General features: G+C 69.7%; 10 protein-coding genes. 6 read left to right on the plus strand and 4 right to left on the minus strand.

Going from position 1 to position 16,173, the window contains the following annotated elements; genetic code table 11:
* Nucleotides 1-83 precede the first annotated feature (83 nt).
* Complete coding sequence (gene folE / locus AC5P7F_RS11640) at nucleotides 84-695, minus strand: GTP cyclohydrolase I FolE (RefSeq protein ID WP_004141296.1); 612 nt, start codon at nucleotides 693-695, stop codon at nucleotides 84-86.
* 592 nt (nucleotides 696-1,287) lie between these two features.
* On the opposite strand from folE, the gene AC5P7F_RS11645 reads away from it, so the two are divergent.
* The 6 genes from AC5P7F_RS11645 (at nucleotide 1,288) to AC5P7F_RS11670 (ending at nucleotide 6,968) form a co-directional block, all read left to right on the plus strand.
* Nucleotides 1,288-1,743 (plus strand): MarR family winged helix-turn-helix transcriptional regulator, encoded by a 456-nt coding sequence (locus AC5P7F_RS11645; protein WP_012481667.1) that lies wholly within the window; start codon nucleotides 1,288-1,290, stop codon nucleotides 1,741-1,743.
* Nucleotides 1,744-1,851: 108 nt separating this feature from the next.
* Nucleotides 1,852-2,061, plus strand: coding sequence for a DUF1656 domain-containing protein (locus AC5P7F_RS11650; RefSeq protein ID WP_010487502.1), 210 nt, complete (start codon nucleotides 1,852-1,854; stop codon nucleotides 2,059-2,061).
* A complete protein-coding gene (locus AC5P7F_RS11655) occupies nucleotides 2,058-2,975 on the plus strand; it encodes an efflux RND transporter periplasmic adaptor subunit (protein ID WP_164077275.1) in 918 nt (305 codons plus the stop codon). The genes AC5P7F_RS11650 and AC5P7F_RS11655 overlap by 4 nt, the downstream gene beginning before the upstream one ends.
* The gene (locus tag AC5P7F_RS11660; RefSeq protein WP_032955852.1) at nucleotides 2,972-4,432 is read left to right on the plus strand and encodes an efflux transporter outer membrane subunit; all 1,461 of its coding nucleotides are present in this window, start codon (nucleotides 2,972-2,974) and stop codon (nucleotides 4,430-4,432) included. Before AC5P7F_RS11655 ends, AC5P7F_RS11660 begins: the two co-directional genes overlap by 4 nt.
* Before the next feature lie 3 nt (nucleotides 4,433-4,435).
* Nucleotides 4,436-6,475 carry an FUSC family protein gene (locus AC5P7F_RS11665; RefSeq protein ID WP_014648929.1) on the plus strand — a complete coding sequence of 680 codons (2,040 nt, stop codon included), beginning with the start codon at nucleotides 4,436-4,438 and terminating at the stop codon, nucleotides 6,473-6,475.
* Between the two features lie 94 nt (nucleotides 6,476-6,569).
* A complete protein-coding gene (locus AC5P7F_RS11670) occupies nucleotides 6,570-6,968 on the plus strand; it encodes a hypothetical protein (RefSeq protein WP_049405551.1) in 399 nt (132 codons plus the stop codon).
* A 226-nt stretch (nucleotides 6,969-7,194) separates the two neighbouring features.
* On the opposite strand, the gene recD is transcribed toward AC5P7F_RS11670, so the two are convergent.
* The 3 genes from recD to recC are packed head-to-tail and all read right to left on the minus strand — an operon-like array spanning nucleotide 7,195 to nucleotide 16,090.
* On the minus strand, nucleotides 7,195-9,075 hold the full coding sequence (gene recD / locus AC5P7F_RS11675; RefSeq protein ID WP_495204180.1) for an exodeoxyribonuclease V subunit alpha: 1,881 nt from the start codon (nucleotides 9,073-9,075) through the stop codon (nucleotides 7,195-7,197).
* Complete coding sequence (gene recB / locus AC5P7F_RS11680; protein ID WP_164077273.1) at nucleotides 9,072-12,749, minus strand: exodeoxyribonuclease V subunit beta; 3,678 nt, start codon at nucleotides 12,747-12,749, stop codon at nucleotides 9,072-9,074. The genes recD and recB overlap by 4 nt, the downstream gene beginning before the upstream one ends.
* Nucleotides 12,746-16,090 carry an exodeoxyribonuclease V subunit gamma gene (gene recC / locus AC5P7F_RS11685; RefSeq protein WP_164077272.1) on the minus strand — a complete coding sequence of 1,115 codons (3,345 nt, stop codon included), beginning with the start codon at nucleotides 16,088-16,090 and terminating at the stop codon, nucleotides 12,746-12,748. The genes recB and recC overlap by 4 nt, the downstream gene beginning before the upstream one ends.
* Nucleotides 16,091-16,173: the final 83 nt, after the last annotated feature.

Below are 16,173 nucleotides of genomic sequence, written 5' to 3' on the forward strand. Positions count from 1 at the left end.
GGACGAGCAGCCGCCCGCGGCGGCCGCGCGGGCAGCCGTGGGCATGCCGGCCCGCAGAGGCCGGCGCAGTGCGGTCAAGCGGCTCAGCGCTTGCCGCCCACTTCGATGAAGCGCAGGAACTCGGCGCGGGTACGCGCGTCGTCGCGGAAGCTGCCCAGCATCTTCGAGGTGACCATGCTGACGCCGCGCTTGTGGATGCCGCGGGTGGTCATGCATTCGTGGGCACCTTCGACGACCACACCGACGCCGATCGGCTGCAGCACATCCTGGATGCACTGGGCGATCTGCGCGGTCATCTTCTCCTGCACCTGGAAACGGCGGGCGTAGGCTTCGACGACGCGGGCCAGCTTGCTGATGCCCACCACCTTGCCGGCCGGCAGGTAGCCGACGTGGACGCGGCCGATGATCGGCGCCATGTGGTGCTCGCAGTGGCTTTCGTACTCGATGTCACGCAGGACGATCAGTTCGTCGTAGCCGGCCACTTCCTCGAAGGTCCGCTCCATGTAGGCGCGCGGGTCGTCGCGGTAACCGCTGAACCAGTCGCCATAGGCTTCGGCGACACGGCGGGGGGTATCCAGCAAGCCTTCGCGGGACGGGTCCTCGCCGGCCCAGCGCAGCAGGGTGCGCACGGCATCCTCGGCCTGGTCCTGGGTCACGTCGCCCTGCGGGGCGGCCTTTTCGTTGTTCTTGCTCATTGCGTACAGCGTCCCGAACGGGGGGCGAGCATCGTACCCGACCGGGGGGTGGGTCGTCCTGTTGGTCGGGTTCATCGGGGGTCTCTTCCGGCGCCTCGGTGCTGCTGAGCGAGAGGAGGAGGGGCAGGCCGGGCAGGACACGCCGCAAGTACGTCCCTGTAGGCTCGGCCACGGCATCCATGCCGTGGACGGTCCTGCCCGGCCTGCCCCTCCCCCTCTCCGACGGTTTCCTGCGGGCGCGGCCGGACCGCCCGAAAGCGGGGGCAAAAGCGGGGGTTCATGACTTCGGAAGCACCGCGGGCCGCTGCTGCGGTGGGTGCGGGCCGTTGGTCCGCACTGCTCCTGCCTTTAAAGAGCCAACCCACCGCGCTCGCGGGGTGATGGGAGGGCAGCGGGGGCCGGGCGGGGCAGGACCGTCCGCGGCATGGATGCCGCGGCCGAGCCTACAGGGACGTACTTGCGGCGTGTCCTGCACCGTCCGGCCCCCGCTGCCCCACCCGACACCAGGCAGGCGCAACGCTTTCCCCGCTACACCCCCATTCAGAAAAACCTATTGATAGGAATGAAATTAGTAGTATCCTATCTATCTCTTATGGACCGACCCCTCGACGAGCGCACCGTGCTGCAGATGCAGCTCAGCTCCGGCCTGCTGTACGCAGGGCGGCAGTGGCAGCGCCTGGCCGACAGCCGGCTCGGCAGCTACGGCATCTCCACCGCCTGCACCATGCCCCTGCTGATGATCGGCCGCTCCGGCGGTGGCATCCGCCAGGTGGCGCTGGCCCAGCAGCTGGGCATGGAGGGTCCTTCCCTGGTGCGCCTGCTGGACAAGCTGTGCGCCAGCGACCTGGTCCGCCGCGAGAGCGACGCCAGCGACCGCCGCGCCAACCTGCTGTGGCTGACCGACGCGGGCCATGCGCTGGTCAGCGAGCTGGAAGACCAGTTGATCGGCCTGCGCCAGGACGTGTTCGGCGAGCTTTCCATGGATGAACTGCACGCCGTGCTGAAGGCATGGCGCCTGCTGGCCGAGGCCGCCGACCGCATCACGTAAGACCGCTGCCCCCGAATACCGCCGCGGCCGTGCACACGCCAGCGGCTTTTACCCGTTGCCGTTGTTTCGTTGTTCCTCCCCTCCCCCACCTCGCCCCCGCCCCTACCGATGCCCGGTGAATTCAGTCTCCACGGAGTGTTCGTCCCGACCCTGCTCGGGCTGATGTTGTTGGCCTACCTGGTCAACAGCGGCCTGCACGCGCTGCTGCAGCGTGCCGGCGCCTATCGCCACGTATGGCACCCGGCGCTGTTCAACCTGGCCCTGTACGGGATCGTGCTTGGCCTGCTGTTCCACCTCCTGCGTTGGATGCAATCGTGAACAAGATCGTGAAGAAGACCCTGCCGGTGCTGCTCACCAGCGCAGCCGTGATCATCGCCCTGCTGGTGCTGCGCCAGCTGTGGGTCTATTACATGGATGAGCCGTGGACCCGCGATGCCCATGTCGGCGCCGACGTGGTGCAGGTGGCGCCGGACGTGTCCGGGCTGGTGGAAACGGTGCAGGTGGCCGACAACCAGGCGGTGAAGAAGGGTGACCTGCTGTTCGTGGTCGACCGCGCCCGCTACCGCATCGCGCTGGAGCAGGCCCGCGCCAACCTGGCCGAGCGCCAGGCATCGGTGGCGCAGCTGCGCCGCGAGATCGGCCGTGACCGCAGCCTGCAGGACCTGGTCGCCGCCGAGGACGCCGAAGTGCGCCGCGCCAAGCTGCAGGCCGCACAGGCTGCGCTGGCCACCGCACAGGCGGCGGTCGACCTGGCCGAGCTCAACCTGGGCCGCACCGAAGTGCGCGCACCGGCCGATGGCCGGGTCAACGACCGCACCATGCGCGTGGGCGACTACGTGGTAGCCGGCAAGCCGGTGCTGGCGCTGCTGGATACCGGCTCGTTCCGCATCGATGGCTACTTCGAGGAAACCCGCCTGCGCGGCGTGGCCCCGGGGCAGCGCGTGGACATCCGCCTGATGGGCGAGTCGGCCCCGCTGCGTGGCCACGTGGAAAGCATTGCCGCCGGCATCGAAGACCGCTACCGCAGCAACGGCAGCACCCTGCTGCCGAACGTGACCCCGGCCTTCGACTGGGTGCGGCTGGCACAGCGCATTCCGGTGCGCATCGCCATCGACGAAGTACCCAAGGGCGTGGAACTGATCGCCGGCCGTACCGCCACGGTGACCGTGGACACCGGCCGCCATCCGCACAACGACAAGGCCGGCACTGCGCCGACACAGGCGGGCCTGTGAACGCCGCCCTGCCCCGTCTCGGCCTGATCGTTGCGCTGGCCAGCCTGGCGGCCTGCAAGACCGTCGGCCCGGATTACGCCCTGCCGGAAGGCTCGGCCTTCAAGCGCCCGCAGGCCAATGCGGCCTTCATCGATACGCAGAACCCGCAGGTGGCCGCCAACCAGGCGCTGCCCGACCGCTGGTGGTCGCTGTACAACGACCCGGTGCTGGACGGCCTGATCACGCAGGCGCTGCGTGACAACGTCGAGCTGAAGGCCGCCGATGCACATCTGCGCCGTGCCGCGGCGGTGTACGAGCAGGCGCTGGACGCCGGTGGCTTCGAGTACGAGGCCGAGGCCGGGGTCAGCCGTGCGCAGCTGTCGGCCGAATCGTTCCTGCAGGAGCACGAGCTGCCGGTGATCAACCTGGCCGATGGCAAGTTCGCGGTCAGCTACCAGTTCGACCTGTTCGGCAAGCTCAAGCGCGGCGCCGAGGCAGCGCGTGCCGACGAGCAGTCCGTTGCTGCGGCGCGCGACCTGGCCCAGGTCAGCGTGGTCGCGCAGGTGGCCGACAGCTATCTGGAAATCTGCCACGCCAACCACGAGCTGCACGTGGCCGAACATTCGCTGCAGCTGCAGCAACGCAGCCGTACGGTCACTCAGCGCCTGATCGCGGCTGGCCGTGGCACGCCGCCGGAACTGGCCCGCGCCAATGCCCAGGTCGCGCTGCTGGAAGCCGCGCTGCCGCCGCTGCGCGCGCAGCGTTCCGCGGCCGCCTATTCGCTGGCCGCCCTGCTCGGGCAGACCCCGGGCCAGCTGCCGGCAGGCGTGATCGACTGTGCACACGCCCCCGGCCTGGCGCAGCCGCTGCCGGTCGGTGATGGCCGTGCACTGCTGCAGCGCCGCCCGGACGTGCGCCAGGCCGAACGCAAGCTGGCTTCGGCCACCGCGCGGATTGGCGTCGCCACCGCCGAGCTGTATCCGGACATCCGCCTGGGGGCCTCGCTCGGTGCCGCCGGCCTGCTGGAGGATTTCGGCACGCCGATGACCCAGCAGTGGTCGATCGGCCCGCTGATCTCGTGGACGCTGCCGTCGTCCGGCACGCACGCACGCATCCACGCTGCCGAAGCGGGCGCCGATGCGGCCCTGGCCGAGTTCGACCACACCGTGCTGCAAGCGCTGCGCGAGACCCAGACCGCGCTGGACCGCTACGCGCAGGACCTGCGCCGGCTGCAGTCGCTGCGCACTGCGCAGGAACAGGCCGCATTGGCCGCCGAGCAGAACCGCCGGCTGTACCAGGGCGGCCGCACGCCGTACCTGTCCAGCCTGGATGCCGACCGCAGCCTGGCCACCAGCGATGCCACCCTGGCGGCCGCCGAAGCGCAGGTCTCGCGCGACCAGATCCACCTGTTCCTGGTGCTGGGCGGTGGCTGGCAGGCAAGCGCCACCGCGCCCAACGCCTCGACCGCAGCGAAGTAAACCATGAACGCGCTGACCGACCGCCAGGCCTGGCTGTTCTCGATCAAGACCTACCTGGCCGCAGTGGCCGCGCTGTACATCGCCATGGCCGGCAACCTGTCGCGCCCGTACTGGGCGATGGGCACGGTGTACATCGTCAGCCAGCCGCTGCTGGGCCCAACCCGCGCCAAGGGCGTGTATCGCATCGTCGGCACCCTGGTGGCCGGCCTGGCCACCCTGCTGGTGCTGCCGGCGCTGGTGGAAACGCCGCTGGTGCTGAGCGCGGCGATGTCGATCTGGCTGGCCGGCTGCCTGTTCATGGCCCTGCTCAACCGCGGCCCGCGCGGTTACGCGTTCCTGCTGGCCGGCTACACCACCGCCTTCATCGGTTTCCCTGCGGTGACTTCGCCGGAGACCATCTTCGACACGGTGGTGGCACGCAGCGAGGAGATCATCCTCGGCACGGTCGTGGCGGTGCTGGCCGCTTCGCTGCTGTTCCCGGCCTCGGTACGCCCGATGCTGCGCGCGCGCATCGGCAACTGGATGGAGGACGCCGCGCAGTGGTGCCGGCAGATCCTTGAACGTGGACGCGCGCACGCGCCGCGCAACCGGCTGGCCGCCGACCTGGTGCAGTTCGAGGCACTGATCGAATTCCTGCGCCGCGATGATCCGCGCCATGCCGGGTCTGCGGTGTCGATGGAGCGCCTGCGTGAGCGCATGCTGCTGCTGTTGCCAGTGCTGTCCTCGATTGCCGATCGCCTGAGTGCGCTGCGCAGCGACGGCCAAGCCCTGCCCGAAGGGCTGCCGGCGCTGGTCGATGACATCCACGATTGGCTGGATGGCCCGACCAACGCCAGTGAATACGCCCGCCTGCGCGCGCGCATCAGCGCGCTGAAGCCGCAGGTGGACCGCGACCTGCAGCATCTGCAGCTGGCCAGCCTGCTGCTGCGCCTGGAGGAACTGGTGGACCTGTGGCAGGACTGCCGCACCCTGCAGCACGCCATCGACCACGGCACCGCGCCGCTGGACCGCGCGCATTACCGCATCCGTACCGAACGCGTAGCCGCTGACAAGCACGTCGACTACGGCATGGCGCTGTTCTCCGCGCTCAGTGCCGGCGTGGCACTGATGAGCTACTGCGTGCTGTGGATCGCGCTGGGTTGGGAGGGCGGTGGCAACGGCGCGATGATGGCCGCGGTGACCGCGGCGTTCTTCGCCGCGCAGGACGACCCGGCACCGAGCATGGTGTCGTTCCTGGTGTGGGCCATGGTCGCCTCGGTGGTGGCCGGCGTGTACCTGTTCGGCGTGTTCCCGGCCGTGCACGACTTCGGCCTGCTGGCGCTGGTGCTGGCGGTGGCGTTCCTGCCGCTGGGGCTGATGCTGCACCACCCCAAGAGCGCGCTGTTCGCACTGCCGCTGACGGTGAACCTGGCCGCGTTGCTGAGCCTGCAGAACACCTACAGCGCCAACATCCAGACCTTCCTCAACTCGTCGATCGCGATGTTCATCGGCATTGGCTTTGCGGTGGTGATGACCCGCCTGTTCCGTTCGGTGGGTGCCGAGTGGACCGCGCGCCGGCTGGTGCGGCAGGGCTGGACTACGCTGGCCGAGGCCGCCGAAGGGCGCGGCCAGCAGGACCGCCAGCGCTTCGCCGCACGCATGCTCGACCTGCTGGGCCTGCTCGCGCCGCGCCTGGCGGCAACCCCGGAGGGCAGCGACATCGCCTCGGTGGATATGCTCAACGAAGCGCGCATCGGCCTGAACATCCTGCAGCTGCGCCGCGCGCGGCTGGAACTGCCCGAGCGCAGCCGCGAAGCGGTCGAGCACATTCTTGAGGAGATCGCCGCGCACTACCGGCGGCAGATTGCCGCACGCAAGCCGATGGTGGCGGCCGACGCATTGCGCGAGCGGCTGGATACCTCGCTGGGACGGGTCGGCAGCGTAGCCGCCTGCAAGGCACGCGACGAGGCGCTGATGGGCCTGATCGGCCTGCGCTTCGCGCTGTTCCCGGAGGCGAAGGCGCTGGCGCCGGGCCTGGCCATGAGTGCAGCCGAACAGCCGTAGCGCGATACCCTGTGCAGCCACAGACCTCGTTGCCGGGGTCGGATCCTTCGCCGCGGACGAAGGCTCTGACCCCTGCTCTGCCCAGGAAGCTCCAATGAGTTACGACATGATGGTGTTCGAGGCCAGCGCCGCGCCACGCGAGGCGGCAGCCTTCATCGCCTGGTTCGAAAAGCAGACGCAGTGGAACGAGCGCCACGAGTACGACGACCCGGCAGTCAGCAGCGCGGCGCTGCAGGCGTGGTTCGCGGAGATGGCGCAGGACTTCCCGCCGTTGAACGGCCCATTGAGCAACGACGATGACGACCGCGCCGAGGTGACCGAGTACAGCATCGGCCAGCAGGTGATCTACGGTGCGTTTGCCTATTCGGTGGCCGAGCGTGCGCATGGACGCGTGCAGGACCTGGCCGAAAAGCACGGCGTGGGCTTTTTCGACGTGAGTGCCGATGAAGCGGCGATCGTGTTCCCGGATGGGCTGGTGTTGATCGCGGAATAGGTGTGGCGGCAGGGCTGCGCCCTGCACCTGCCGAAACAACGTCAACAGCAACGTCAAATGCGTGCTATCCGTGGGTTGGCGGGGTGGGTCCACGCCATGCGTGGATGAACGTCGGAATGATCGAAGTACGCTTTTGTAGAGTCGAGCCATGCTCGACTGCTTTTGCCTGGCGATCAGGTGAAGGGGTCAGAGCCCGTTCCCGGTGGGAACGGGATCCGACCCCGATTCAGAACAACTGGCCCTGCACCGTGGGCTGTTCGAGGCGCGCCGGTGCTTCGGCCACCGCTTCCGCACCCAGCCGCCAGGCCAGGCCACCCAACCGGCTGGCGTGGCGTTTCAATGCGGCCTGCAGCACCTCTGCGCTGCCCGCCACATGCAGCACCTGGCGGGCGCGGGTCAGGCCGGTGTAGACCAGTTCGCGCGACAGCACACGGCTGTCCTGGCGTGGCAGCTGCAACCACACTTCATCGAACTCCGAGCCCTGTGCCTTGTGCACGGTCATCGCAAAGGCGCTTTCGTGCGCGGGCAGTGCCGCCGGGTGGAAGGCGCGCGGCTGCTCGACGGTGTCGCCGGGGAACCAGGCCACCATCGCGCCGCTGCTGTCGCGCAGGCAGATGCCGATATCGCCGTTGAACAGGCGGTGCCGGTAGCTGTTCTCGGTCACCAGCAGCAGGCGGCCCTGGAAGTAGCCCGGGGTGTTGCCCGCCAGGAGCTGCTCGATACGGCTGTTGAGGCCACGCGCGCCCTGCGGGCCTTCGCGCAGCGCGGTCAGCACGCGCAGGCGCCCGGCCTGCTGCAGGGCGAGCGCTGGATCGGCCTCGTCGGCCAGTGTACGCCAGTGGCCCAGCAGGTGCTCGCGCTGGCCGCGCAGCGGGTCTGCCTCGCCTTCATGGAAATGCACGCCTGCCAGTTCACCGCCGCGCAGCAGCTGCAAAGCGGCGACGGCGTCACCCTCGCGCACGGCATCTGCCAACGGGGCCAGCACCAGTGCATCGCTCTGCCGGTACCCTCGTTGCAGCTGCACGCGGCGGCCGGCGAAGGTGTTCGGTTCGGCCTGGGGCTGCAGCGTGGACGGCGCCAGCAATCCACGCAGCGCCTGCGCGTCATCGGCGCGGGTGCCGATGCCATCACCGCTGGCACGCAGGATCGCACTGAGTACGTCGCCGGCCTCCACCGACGGCAGCTGGTCGGGATCGCCGAGCAGGATCAGCCGCGTGCCGCTGGCGATCGCATCGACCAGCTTGGCCATCATCGGCAGATCGATCATCGAGGCTTCGTCGACCACCACCACGTCCACCGGCAGCGGATTGTCGGCGTGGTGGCGGAAGCGCGGCGAATCCGGGATCACGCCGAGCAGGCGATGCAGGGTGGTGCCGGAACTGGGCAGTGCCGCGCACAGCGCCGGGTCCACGCCGTGCTCCTGCAGGCGCTGCACGGCCAGCCGCAGGCTCTCGGCCATGCGTTCGGCGGCGCGCCCGGTGGGCGCGGCCAGCGCCACCTCGGGCAGCGGCTGGCCAGCGTGCCGGGCCTGTGCGGCCAGCAGCAGCAACAGCCGCGCGATGGTGGTGGTCTTGCCGGTGCCGGGACCGCCGGTGACCAGCGCCAGCGGATGGCGCAGGGTCACGCCGGCGGCGCGTGCCTGGTGATCCTCGCTGCCCAGTGCCTGCGGGAACAGCTGCGCGAACAACGGTGCCAGCGCGGCCATGTCCGGTGCCGGCAGCGGATGCCGGCCGATGCGCTGCAGCCCGGCCGCCAACTGCCGCTCGTACTCGCGATAGCGGCGCAGGTAGAGCAGGCCGTTCTCCAGCACCAGCGGCGCATCCTCGGCGATGGCATCGGCCTGCTCCGGCGTCGCTACCCAGGGCGATGCGCGCAGCTGCGCCAGCCAGTCCTGCGCGGCAGGCCACTCGGGCACGCCGTCCAGCAACCGCTGCGGCTGTGCCGGATCAAACCCGGCGTGGCCCTGCGACACCGCCAGCGAGGCGAGCGCGGCCGCCAGCGCCACACTGTCCGGCGTGTCGTCGCGCAACCGCTGCAGGCTGGTCGCCAACGCGTGATCGAGGGTGCGCAGCAGGCCCTTCTGGTGCAGTTCCTTCAGCAGGCTCATGCGCTGGCCCCACGGGCACGTGCGGCCAGTTCGGCCTGGGCCTGCTCGCCACCTGCGAACAGCGCGTCGAGTGCATCCACCAGCGCGAACGGGAAGCGGTCCACATGCACGCCGTTGCCGGCTGCATCCAGGCCGCGGCAGAACAGGTAGCGGATGCCCCCCATGTCGCGCTCGTAATCGTAGGCCGCGCCCAGACGGAAGCGCAGCCAGCGATGCAGGGCCACGGTATAGATCAGCGCCTGCAGGTCGTACTCGCTGTGGCGCATGGCAATGGCCAGCAGGTCCGGACTGTAGCCGGGCAGCCGGTTGGATTTGTAGTCGAGCACGTACCAGCGCCCGTCGCGCACGTAGGTCAGGTCGATCATGCCGGTCATCAGCCCTTCCAGGCGGCGGCGCTGGCCGAAGCCGCGACGCGCACTGGAAACCCCATGTGCATGCAGCAGCTGCAACAGCGCCGGTACCGTGGTCGGTTCGATGGCGAAATGGAAGTCGATTTCCGCGCGCCGCTCGCCTTCGCCCAGGCTGTGCAGCGCACCGCCCTCGGGCAGTGGCACGGTGAGCGTGTGGCCGACCAACGGCACCAGCACCGCCACGCCATCGTCCAGGTCGACGTCGGCATAGCCTTCATCGTGCAGCGCCTTGCGCAGCACCTCGGCCTGGCCCTCGGGCGCTTCCAGGCCCGGCTGCCAGCCCCCCCACGCAGCGAAGTCGACGTTCTCCATCGCCTCGTGCAGCACGTTGCCGAAGCGGCTGCCCATGAAGCGCGGGTCGACCGGCGGGCTGTCTTCGACGGCGGCGGGTTCCGGCAGCGCGGGCTCCAGCGGCAGTTCCGGGCCTGCGGGTTCGTCGGCGGCGGGCGCCGGCAGCTCGGTGGCAGCGGCTTCAATATCACTGCCAGCGCCCGCGTCGGCATGCGCCAGCTGGGTGAAGCTGTACACCCACCAGTCGTGCGGCACGCGCCGGGTCAGTGCACGCACTGCCGGAAGATCCCCTTCCACTTCGGCCGCCAGCTGCGGCAGCGCGGCCACTGTCTCACTGTCATCGATGTGCACGTCGGCGTGCGCGCGCAGCGCCTGCAGGTCGCCCAGCAGCGGCGCCAGGCGCGTCTTGCCAAGCCCGGCCAGATCACCCACGGCGATCCACAGCGCATGCTCGGCGCGGGTCAGTCCCACATACAGCAGGCGCGCATCCTCGGCCCGCTGCTCACGCTCGCGCTGTGTGCTGGCCGCTTCCCAGGCCTCGTCCTTGTCCAGCTTCCAGTGCAGCTGGCGCTGGCCATCGACGTGCACGGTGCAGTGCGAGGCGGTGTTCGGTGCGCCGCCGTCGATGCCGACGAAGGGCAGGAACACCAGCGGATACTCCAGGCCCTTGCTCTTGTGCAGGGTGATGATCTGCACGCGGCGTGCATCCGATTCCAGGCGCAGCAACTGCTGCTCGTCATCCTGGTCGGCGCTGGCCATCTGCCCCTGCAGCCAGTCCAGCAGGCCATGCATGCCCAGCGCCTGCGCCGAGGCTTCCTGCAGCAGTTCGCCCAGTTGCAGGTAGTTGGTCAGGCGGCGCTCGCCGTCGATCAGCGCCAGCAGGCGTTCGCCGTGCGCGGCACAGACATCGGCGATCACCGCGAACGGACCACCGCGCTGCCAGCGTTCGCGCCAGTGCAGCAGCTGCGCCTGGAACCCGCGCTGCAGGTCGCCCTCGCGCTCCATCGCCGCGATCGCACTGGCCCGCTGGCCCAGCAACACCGTGGCCAGCGCTGCACGCAGGCGGCCTTCGTCTGCCGGTTGCAGCAGCGCCAGCAGCAGCGCGCGCAGATCACGTGCCTCACTGGTGGCGAACAGGCTCTGCTTGCCCGCCGCCACTGCGGGTATGCCAACCGCAGCCAGCGCGCGCTGCACCAGCGTCGCCTCGCGATGCGAGCGCACCAGCACCGCGATATCACCAGGCTGCACCGGGCGCCCACGCAACACCGCTTTGCCCGCACGCGCCTCGACCAGGGCCTGGTGGATCGCAGCCACGCAGGCCTGGGTCGCTGCCTCACGCGAGGCATCGGCACTCATCGCCTTGTCACCCCCGCTGCGCAGCACGCGCAGGGTGAGTGCCTTGGCGGCGTGGCCGTCGTGCAGATAGTCCTCATCGGTGCGCACGCCACCGGGACGCACCGGCTCGAACTGGATGTCACGCTCGAGGAAGGCGTCCTCACCCCCGTTGTCGTAAAGCGCCTGCAACGCGCGCAGCACTGACGGTCGCGAGCGGAAGTTCTGGTCCAGCACCGGCGCCTGCTGCGCCACCTGCTTGGCCTTCAGGTAGGTGTGGATGTCGCCGCCGCGGAACCCGTAGATCGCCTGCTTGGGATCGCCGATCAGGAACAGCGCCGGTGCCAGGCCGAGTTCGCGCACCTCCGGCGAATCGCCGAACACGGTGTGGAAGATGTTCCACTGGCGATCATCGGTGTCCTGGAACTCATCGACCAGCGCGATGCGGTACTGCGCGCGCAGCTGCCTTACCAGCGGCAGCCGCTGCGGGCCTTCCAGGGCCAGTGCCACGCCATCGATCAGATCGTCGTAGGTCTGCACCCGGCGCGTGCGCTTCAGCGCCTGCAGGCGCTGCATGGCTTCGGCGCGAAGCGCGTGCAGGAAATTCAGCGCGGTACCACGCAGCCAGGCATCGCGTTCGGCCAGCAGCGCGACATAGCGCGCCAACGGCACCTGCACTGGCGACGACGGCGTGCGGTCGGGGAACTTCTTGTTGGTCTTGTCGGCCAGCACCTCCGGCAGCAGTGCCGGCAGGCGCTCGCTGGCCAGCAGCTCGCGCGGGTCGCCGCGCTCGGCCCAGGCCAGCAGCTGCCGGCCCAGCGTGTGCAGCCAACCCAGCTTGTAGGACACCCCGTTGATCCACTTGTTGTCGACGGCATCGCAGAGGTCGATGAAGAACTGCTCGCCATGCCCGCGCAGCGCCTGCTGCAGTTCGGTGGCGGCGGCCTGCAAAGCCGGCTGTGGATCGGCCAGCGCCACCGGCCGCGGCAACGGGTGCAGAGGCGGCGCAGCCAGCAACGCGCGCAGATCGGTGGCCAGCGCGTCCGGGTTGGACCACAGCCAGGTCAGCGGCTCCAGCGTGGCCGCGTCGTTGGCGTGCACCCGCCACAGATCGGCCGCCAGTTCCTCCAACAGCTCACGGTCGCTGGCCAGTAGTTCCGGCGGATCGAAGGTATGGCCGCTCTCCAGCGCATGCTCGCGCAGCACGCGGGTGCAGAAGCCGTGGATGGTGAAGATCGACGCCAGGTCGATCTCATCGGCGGCCACCTGCAGGCGGCGCTTCAGTGCGGCGGCGCTCTCGGTGCCCCCCTGCAGATGGCGCTGCAGCACCTGGCGGGTCAGCCTCGTGTCCGGTGCTTCGCCCTCGGCCGGTTCCAGATCGACCAGGCGCGCGGCCAGCGACAGGCGCTCGCGGATGCGCTTGCGCAGTTCCTGGGTGGCGGCATCGGTGAAGGTCACCGCCAGGATCTGGCCGATGCGCAGGCCCTGCTCCACCACCAGGCGGGTGAACAGCGTGGCCAGGGTGAAGGTCTTGCCGGTACCGGCGCTGGCCTCGATCAGGCGGATACCATCCAGCGGCAGGGCCAGATAGGGATCGCCCGCCATGCGCTGGGAGCCCTCATCGACGATGGCGGTGCTCATGTGCTGCCCTCCTGGCGTGCTTCGGCGCCAAGGGTGCGGCCTTCGCGCACCGCGCTGAAGACCACCTGGCTGTTGCGCAGCAGATCGGCATAGCCGGCGTCGGTGGCAAATGGATCGGCACCGCGCAGCAGCAGCTGCCAGGCGTCGCTGCTGGATTCACCCCAACTGCGGTCGCTGCCGTGCCACTGCTTCCAGCCTTCGCTGCGCTGCTTTTCGGCCGGCGCGTTGTACAGCACCCAGCCGGTGTAGGGGGCAAAGCGCAGCGGTTCACGCAGTCCGCGTTGGCGCAACTGCAGCAATGCGCGCAATGCCGCGCGTGCAGCAGGAGCGCTCAGTGCCGGTAGTACATGCGGGCCGGGACCGGCGTCGCCGCCATCATGGAACTGCACCAGCGGCAGGGCATCGCCGGCAGCGTTGGCCAGCAGCCAATCCAGGCCCTGGCGGATCACCGCAGTGCCATTGAGGGTGCCAGCGCGCAGGCGCACCAGCCCGTCGGGGTGTCGATCGGCCACGCGGCCATGCAGGCGCACGCCATCGATCTCCACTTCATAGCGGCGGCTTTCCAGCGGCTCGCCCCGCATCCAGCCCAGCAATGCACTGGCATACGGGCGGGTCTTCAACTGCTCCACCTCGAACTGGCGCTCGCCCAGGGGGCCCGACGGCAGCAGGCCACGCGCGCGCAGCCGCGGATACAACGGCTCGGTATCGCCACTGAGCGTGGCGCGTACCACCGCCGCCTGCACGCTGCGCTTTTCCGGCCCGCGCGAGGACAGCACCAGCGGTTCCAGGTCATCGACCTCCTCGACATCGTCGGCCAGGCGCAGGCCCAGCGACTGCGCCAGGAACTGCCCGGCCGGATCGCACAGGAAGCGGCGCAGGGTATCGAGTGCAACGTCGTCTTCCACCGCATCGTCGAGCGGCGGCAACGCGGCATCGAACCACGGCTGCAGGCCTCCGCGCGCGCCGGTGAGGCGACCGGCGGCCGGATGCCATTGGCGGCGATAGCTGAAGCGGCGTGGATCACCGTCACCGAACGCCGCCGGAGAGAACGGCTGCAGTGCGTGGCGCACGGTGAAGTCGCGGACCGCCGCAGGCGGATCGAGGTGATACGCAGCGGCGGCATCGATCAGTTCACTGACCAGCACCGACGGCTCCCGCGCGCTGCCATCGCGCGGATCGGCACCGAGGTAGCTCAGGTAGAACACCTCCTGCGCGGCGGCGAACAGCTGCAGGAACAGGAAGCGGTCGTCTTCGCGGGTGGAGCGGTCGCCGGGCCGGCGGCGCGGCGTGTCCAGCTCGGCAGTGAGCTGGTTGAGACCGGCAGCCGGGTCACGGCGCGGGAAATCGCCATCATTGAGACCGAGCACGCAGATCACCCGGAACGGCAGCAGGCGCATCGGCACCATGCGACCAAAGCTGATGCCACCGGTCAGCAGCGGCGCCCGCGTATCGGCCTCGCCCAGTGCTCCGGCGAAGTGCGCGCGCACGACCTCCGGCGGCACCCCGTCCGTGAAGCCGGCCTTGGCGGCATCATCGGCGAACTGGTTGAGCAGCTTGCGCAGGCGCTCCAGGGCACGCTGGCTGTTGGGCGAACTGGGCGCAGTCGGCAGCAGCGCGTCCAGCAGCGACAGCAGGCGTTGCCGCCACTGCGCCGGCGTCAGCAGTTCGCCGAGGCGGCGCTGGTAGACCGCCAACACGCGCAACAGGCGCAGCAGCCGGTCCAGGGCGTCCAATGCGCCGCCCTCCAGCTCGATCCACGGGGCAACACCGGCCAGGTCGGCCTCGCTGCCGGTGGCATGACCGAGCACCAGGCGATCCAGCGCGAACTGCCAGGTGTAGGCGTCGTCGGCCGGGGCCTGGTGCTGGTTGCGGTGCTTCGCATCCAGGCCCCAGCGCGCGCCAGCCTGCTGCAGCCAGCCATGCAGGCGATCAAAGTCCACCGCCTCCAGCCCGGCCGCTTCGGCCAGCGGCGCGCTGGCCAGCAGGTCCAGCACTTCGTTCAGGCCGAAACGCGAGACCGGCAGGCCCAGCAGGTGCACGAACACGTCGGCCAGTGGCTCGCCGGCGAGCGGACTGCTGTCGGCCAGCGCATAGGGAATGTGCTCGTCCTCGCCCCCACGGCCGCCGAACACGGCTTCCAGATAAGGCACATAGGGGTCGATGTCCGGTGCAAGCACGGCGATCTCCCGCGCCTGCAGCGGCGGGTCGAAGCGCGGGTCCTGCAGCAGGCTGCGCAGCTGGTCGTGCAGCACCTGTAGTTCGCGCAGGCGGGTATGGCAGGCATGCACCTGCAGGCTGGGATCGTCGCTGCGCAGCCCGTCGCGCAGCTCGCCCGAGGGCAGCGCACGGCGGTGGAACAGATCGCGCTGCAGGCGATGCAGCAGGCTGTCGGACAGTCCACCTTCGGCCAGCGTCGGCCGGGTGTCGTCCTCCGGATCCGAATACGCGGCAATCTCGCCGGCCGGGTGCACCACCTCGTAACTGCCCAGCACCGCCATGAAATCGCGCCCGGCCGCGCCCCAGGCTTCCAGCAGGCGGTTCTCACCGGCCGCTTCACCGAAGGGATCGGGCGCGCCGCTGCGCAGGCGCTCGGCCAGCGTCTGCAGGTCACCCCAGTACGACTGCACCGGCGTGGGCATATAGAAGTGCAGCTCGCCCACCCGCGCCTGGGTGGCCATCACCCGCAGCACATCGGGCGAGATGTTGAGCGTCGCGAACGCGGACATGCGTGGTGGCAGGCCCTGCGGCAACGGCTGGCCGGCGCCCTCGAAGCGGTCCAGGTAAGCCTGGATGCGGCGCGCGCGGTAGTCGTGGCCAGCGGCGATGCTGCGCCAGAGGATGGCCTGCGGGTCGGCCGGGTCGGCGCCGGCCTCCCAGCGCAGCAGCCAGTCGCGGCGCCAGGCCTGGTACTTCTCGAACACCGACGCCAGTTCACCGGCCAACGCCCACGGCTTCAATGCATCGCTACCGGCAAGATAGGACTGCAGCGCGCGCATCGGTGGCTGCGCCAGCAACGCCGGGTCGCGCAGTGCCTGGTACACCTTCCAGTGCAGGCCGGCCGCGTCCAGGTCGTCGCGTTCGCCGGGCACATTGGCGTTGAGTGCACGGGCAACGAACTCGCCCGGGGTCAGGAACTCAAGATTGGCGGCCACGCCATATTCGGCAGCGAGTGTTGCTTGCAGCCAACGCCGCATCGCCACCTGCGGAATCAGCACCACCTCCGGCGCCAGCAGCGGCTGACCCGCAACCGGCGCACGCACGTTGCGCGCCAGCAGCGCGGCCAGCACGTCCAGGGAGTTGGAATGGTAGAGGCGGAAATCGCTGCCCGGGTCACTCATCATGCACAGTGTGCAGCACGGCAGGCAGTATTCAATGGCCGGCCCATCGCCGGTACGGATTGTTCCGGGCTGCCGGCCGATTATCC

The organism is Stenotrophomonas sp. YJH_SMC_105-26 (assembly GCF_059368915.1).

What these genes read in the sequence shown, in the direction of transcription:
- folE (WP_004141296.1), bottom strand. Translation starts at nt 695, where the DNA reads ATGAGCAAGAACAACGAAAAGGCCGCCCCGCAGGGCGACGTGACCCAG.
- AC5P7F_RS11645 (WP_012481667.1), top strand. Translation starts at nt 1,288, where the DNA reads ATGGACCGACCCCTCGACGAGCGCACCGTGCTGCAGATGCAGCTCAGC.
- AC5P7F_RS11650 (WP_010487502.1), top strand. Translation starts at nt 1,852, where the DNA reads ATGCCCGGTGAATTCAGTCTCCACGGAGTGTTCGTCCCGACCCTGCTC.
- AC5P7F_RS11665 (WP_014648929.1), top strand. Translation starts at nt 4,436, where the DNA reads ATGAACGCGCTGACCGACCGCCAGGCCTGGCTGTTCTCGATCAAGACC.
- AC5P7F_RS11670 (WP_049405551.1), top strand. Translation starts at nt 6,570, where the DNA reads ATGAGTTACGACATGATGGTGTTCGAGGCCAGCGCCGCGCCACGCGAG.
- recD (WP_495204180.1), bottom strand. Translation starts at nt 9,075, where the DNA reads ATGAGCCTGCTGAAGGAACTGCACCAGAAGGGCCTGCTGCGCACCCTC.
- recB (WP_164077273.1), bottom strand. Translation starts at nt 12,749, where the DNA reads ATGAGCACCGCCATCGTCGATGAGGGCTCCCAGCGCATGGCGGGCGAT.
- recC (WP_164077272.1), bottom strand. Translation starts at nt 16,090, where the DNA reads ATGATGAGTGACCCGGGCAGCGATTTCCGCCTCTACCATTCCAACTCC.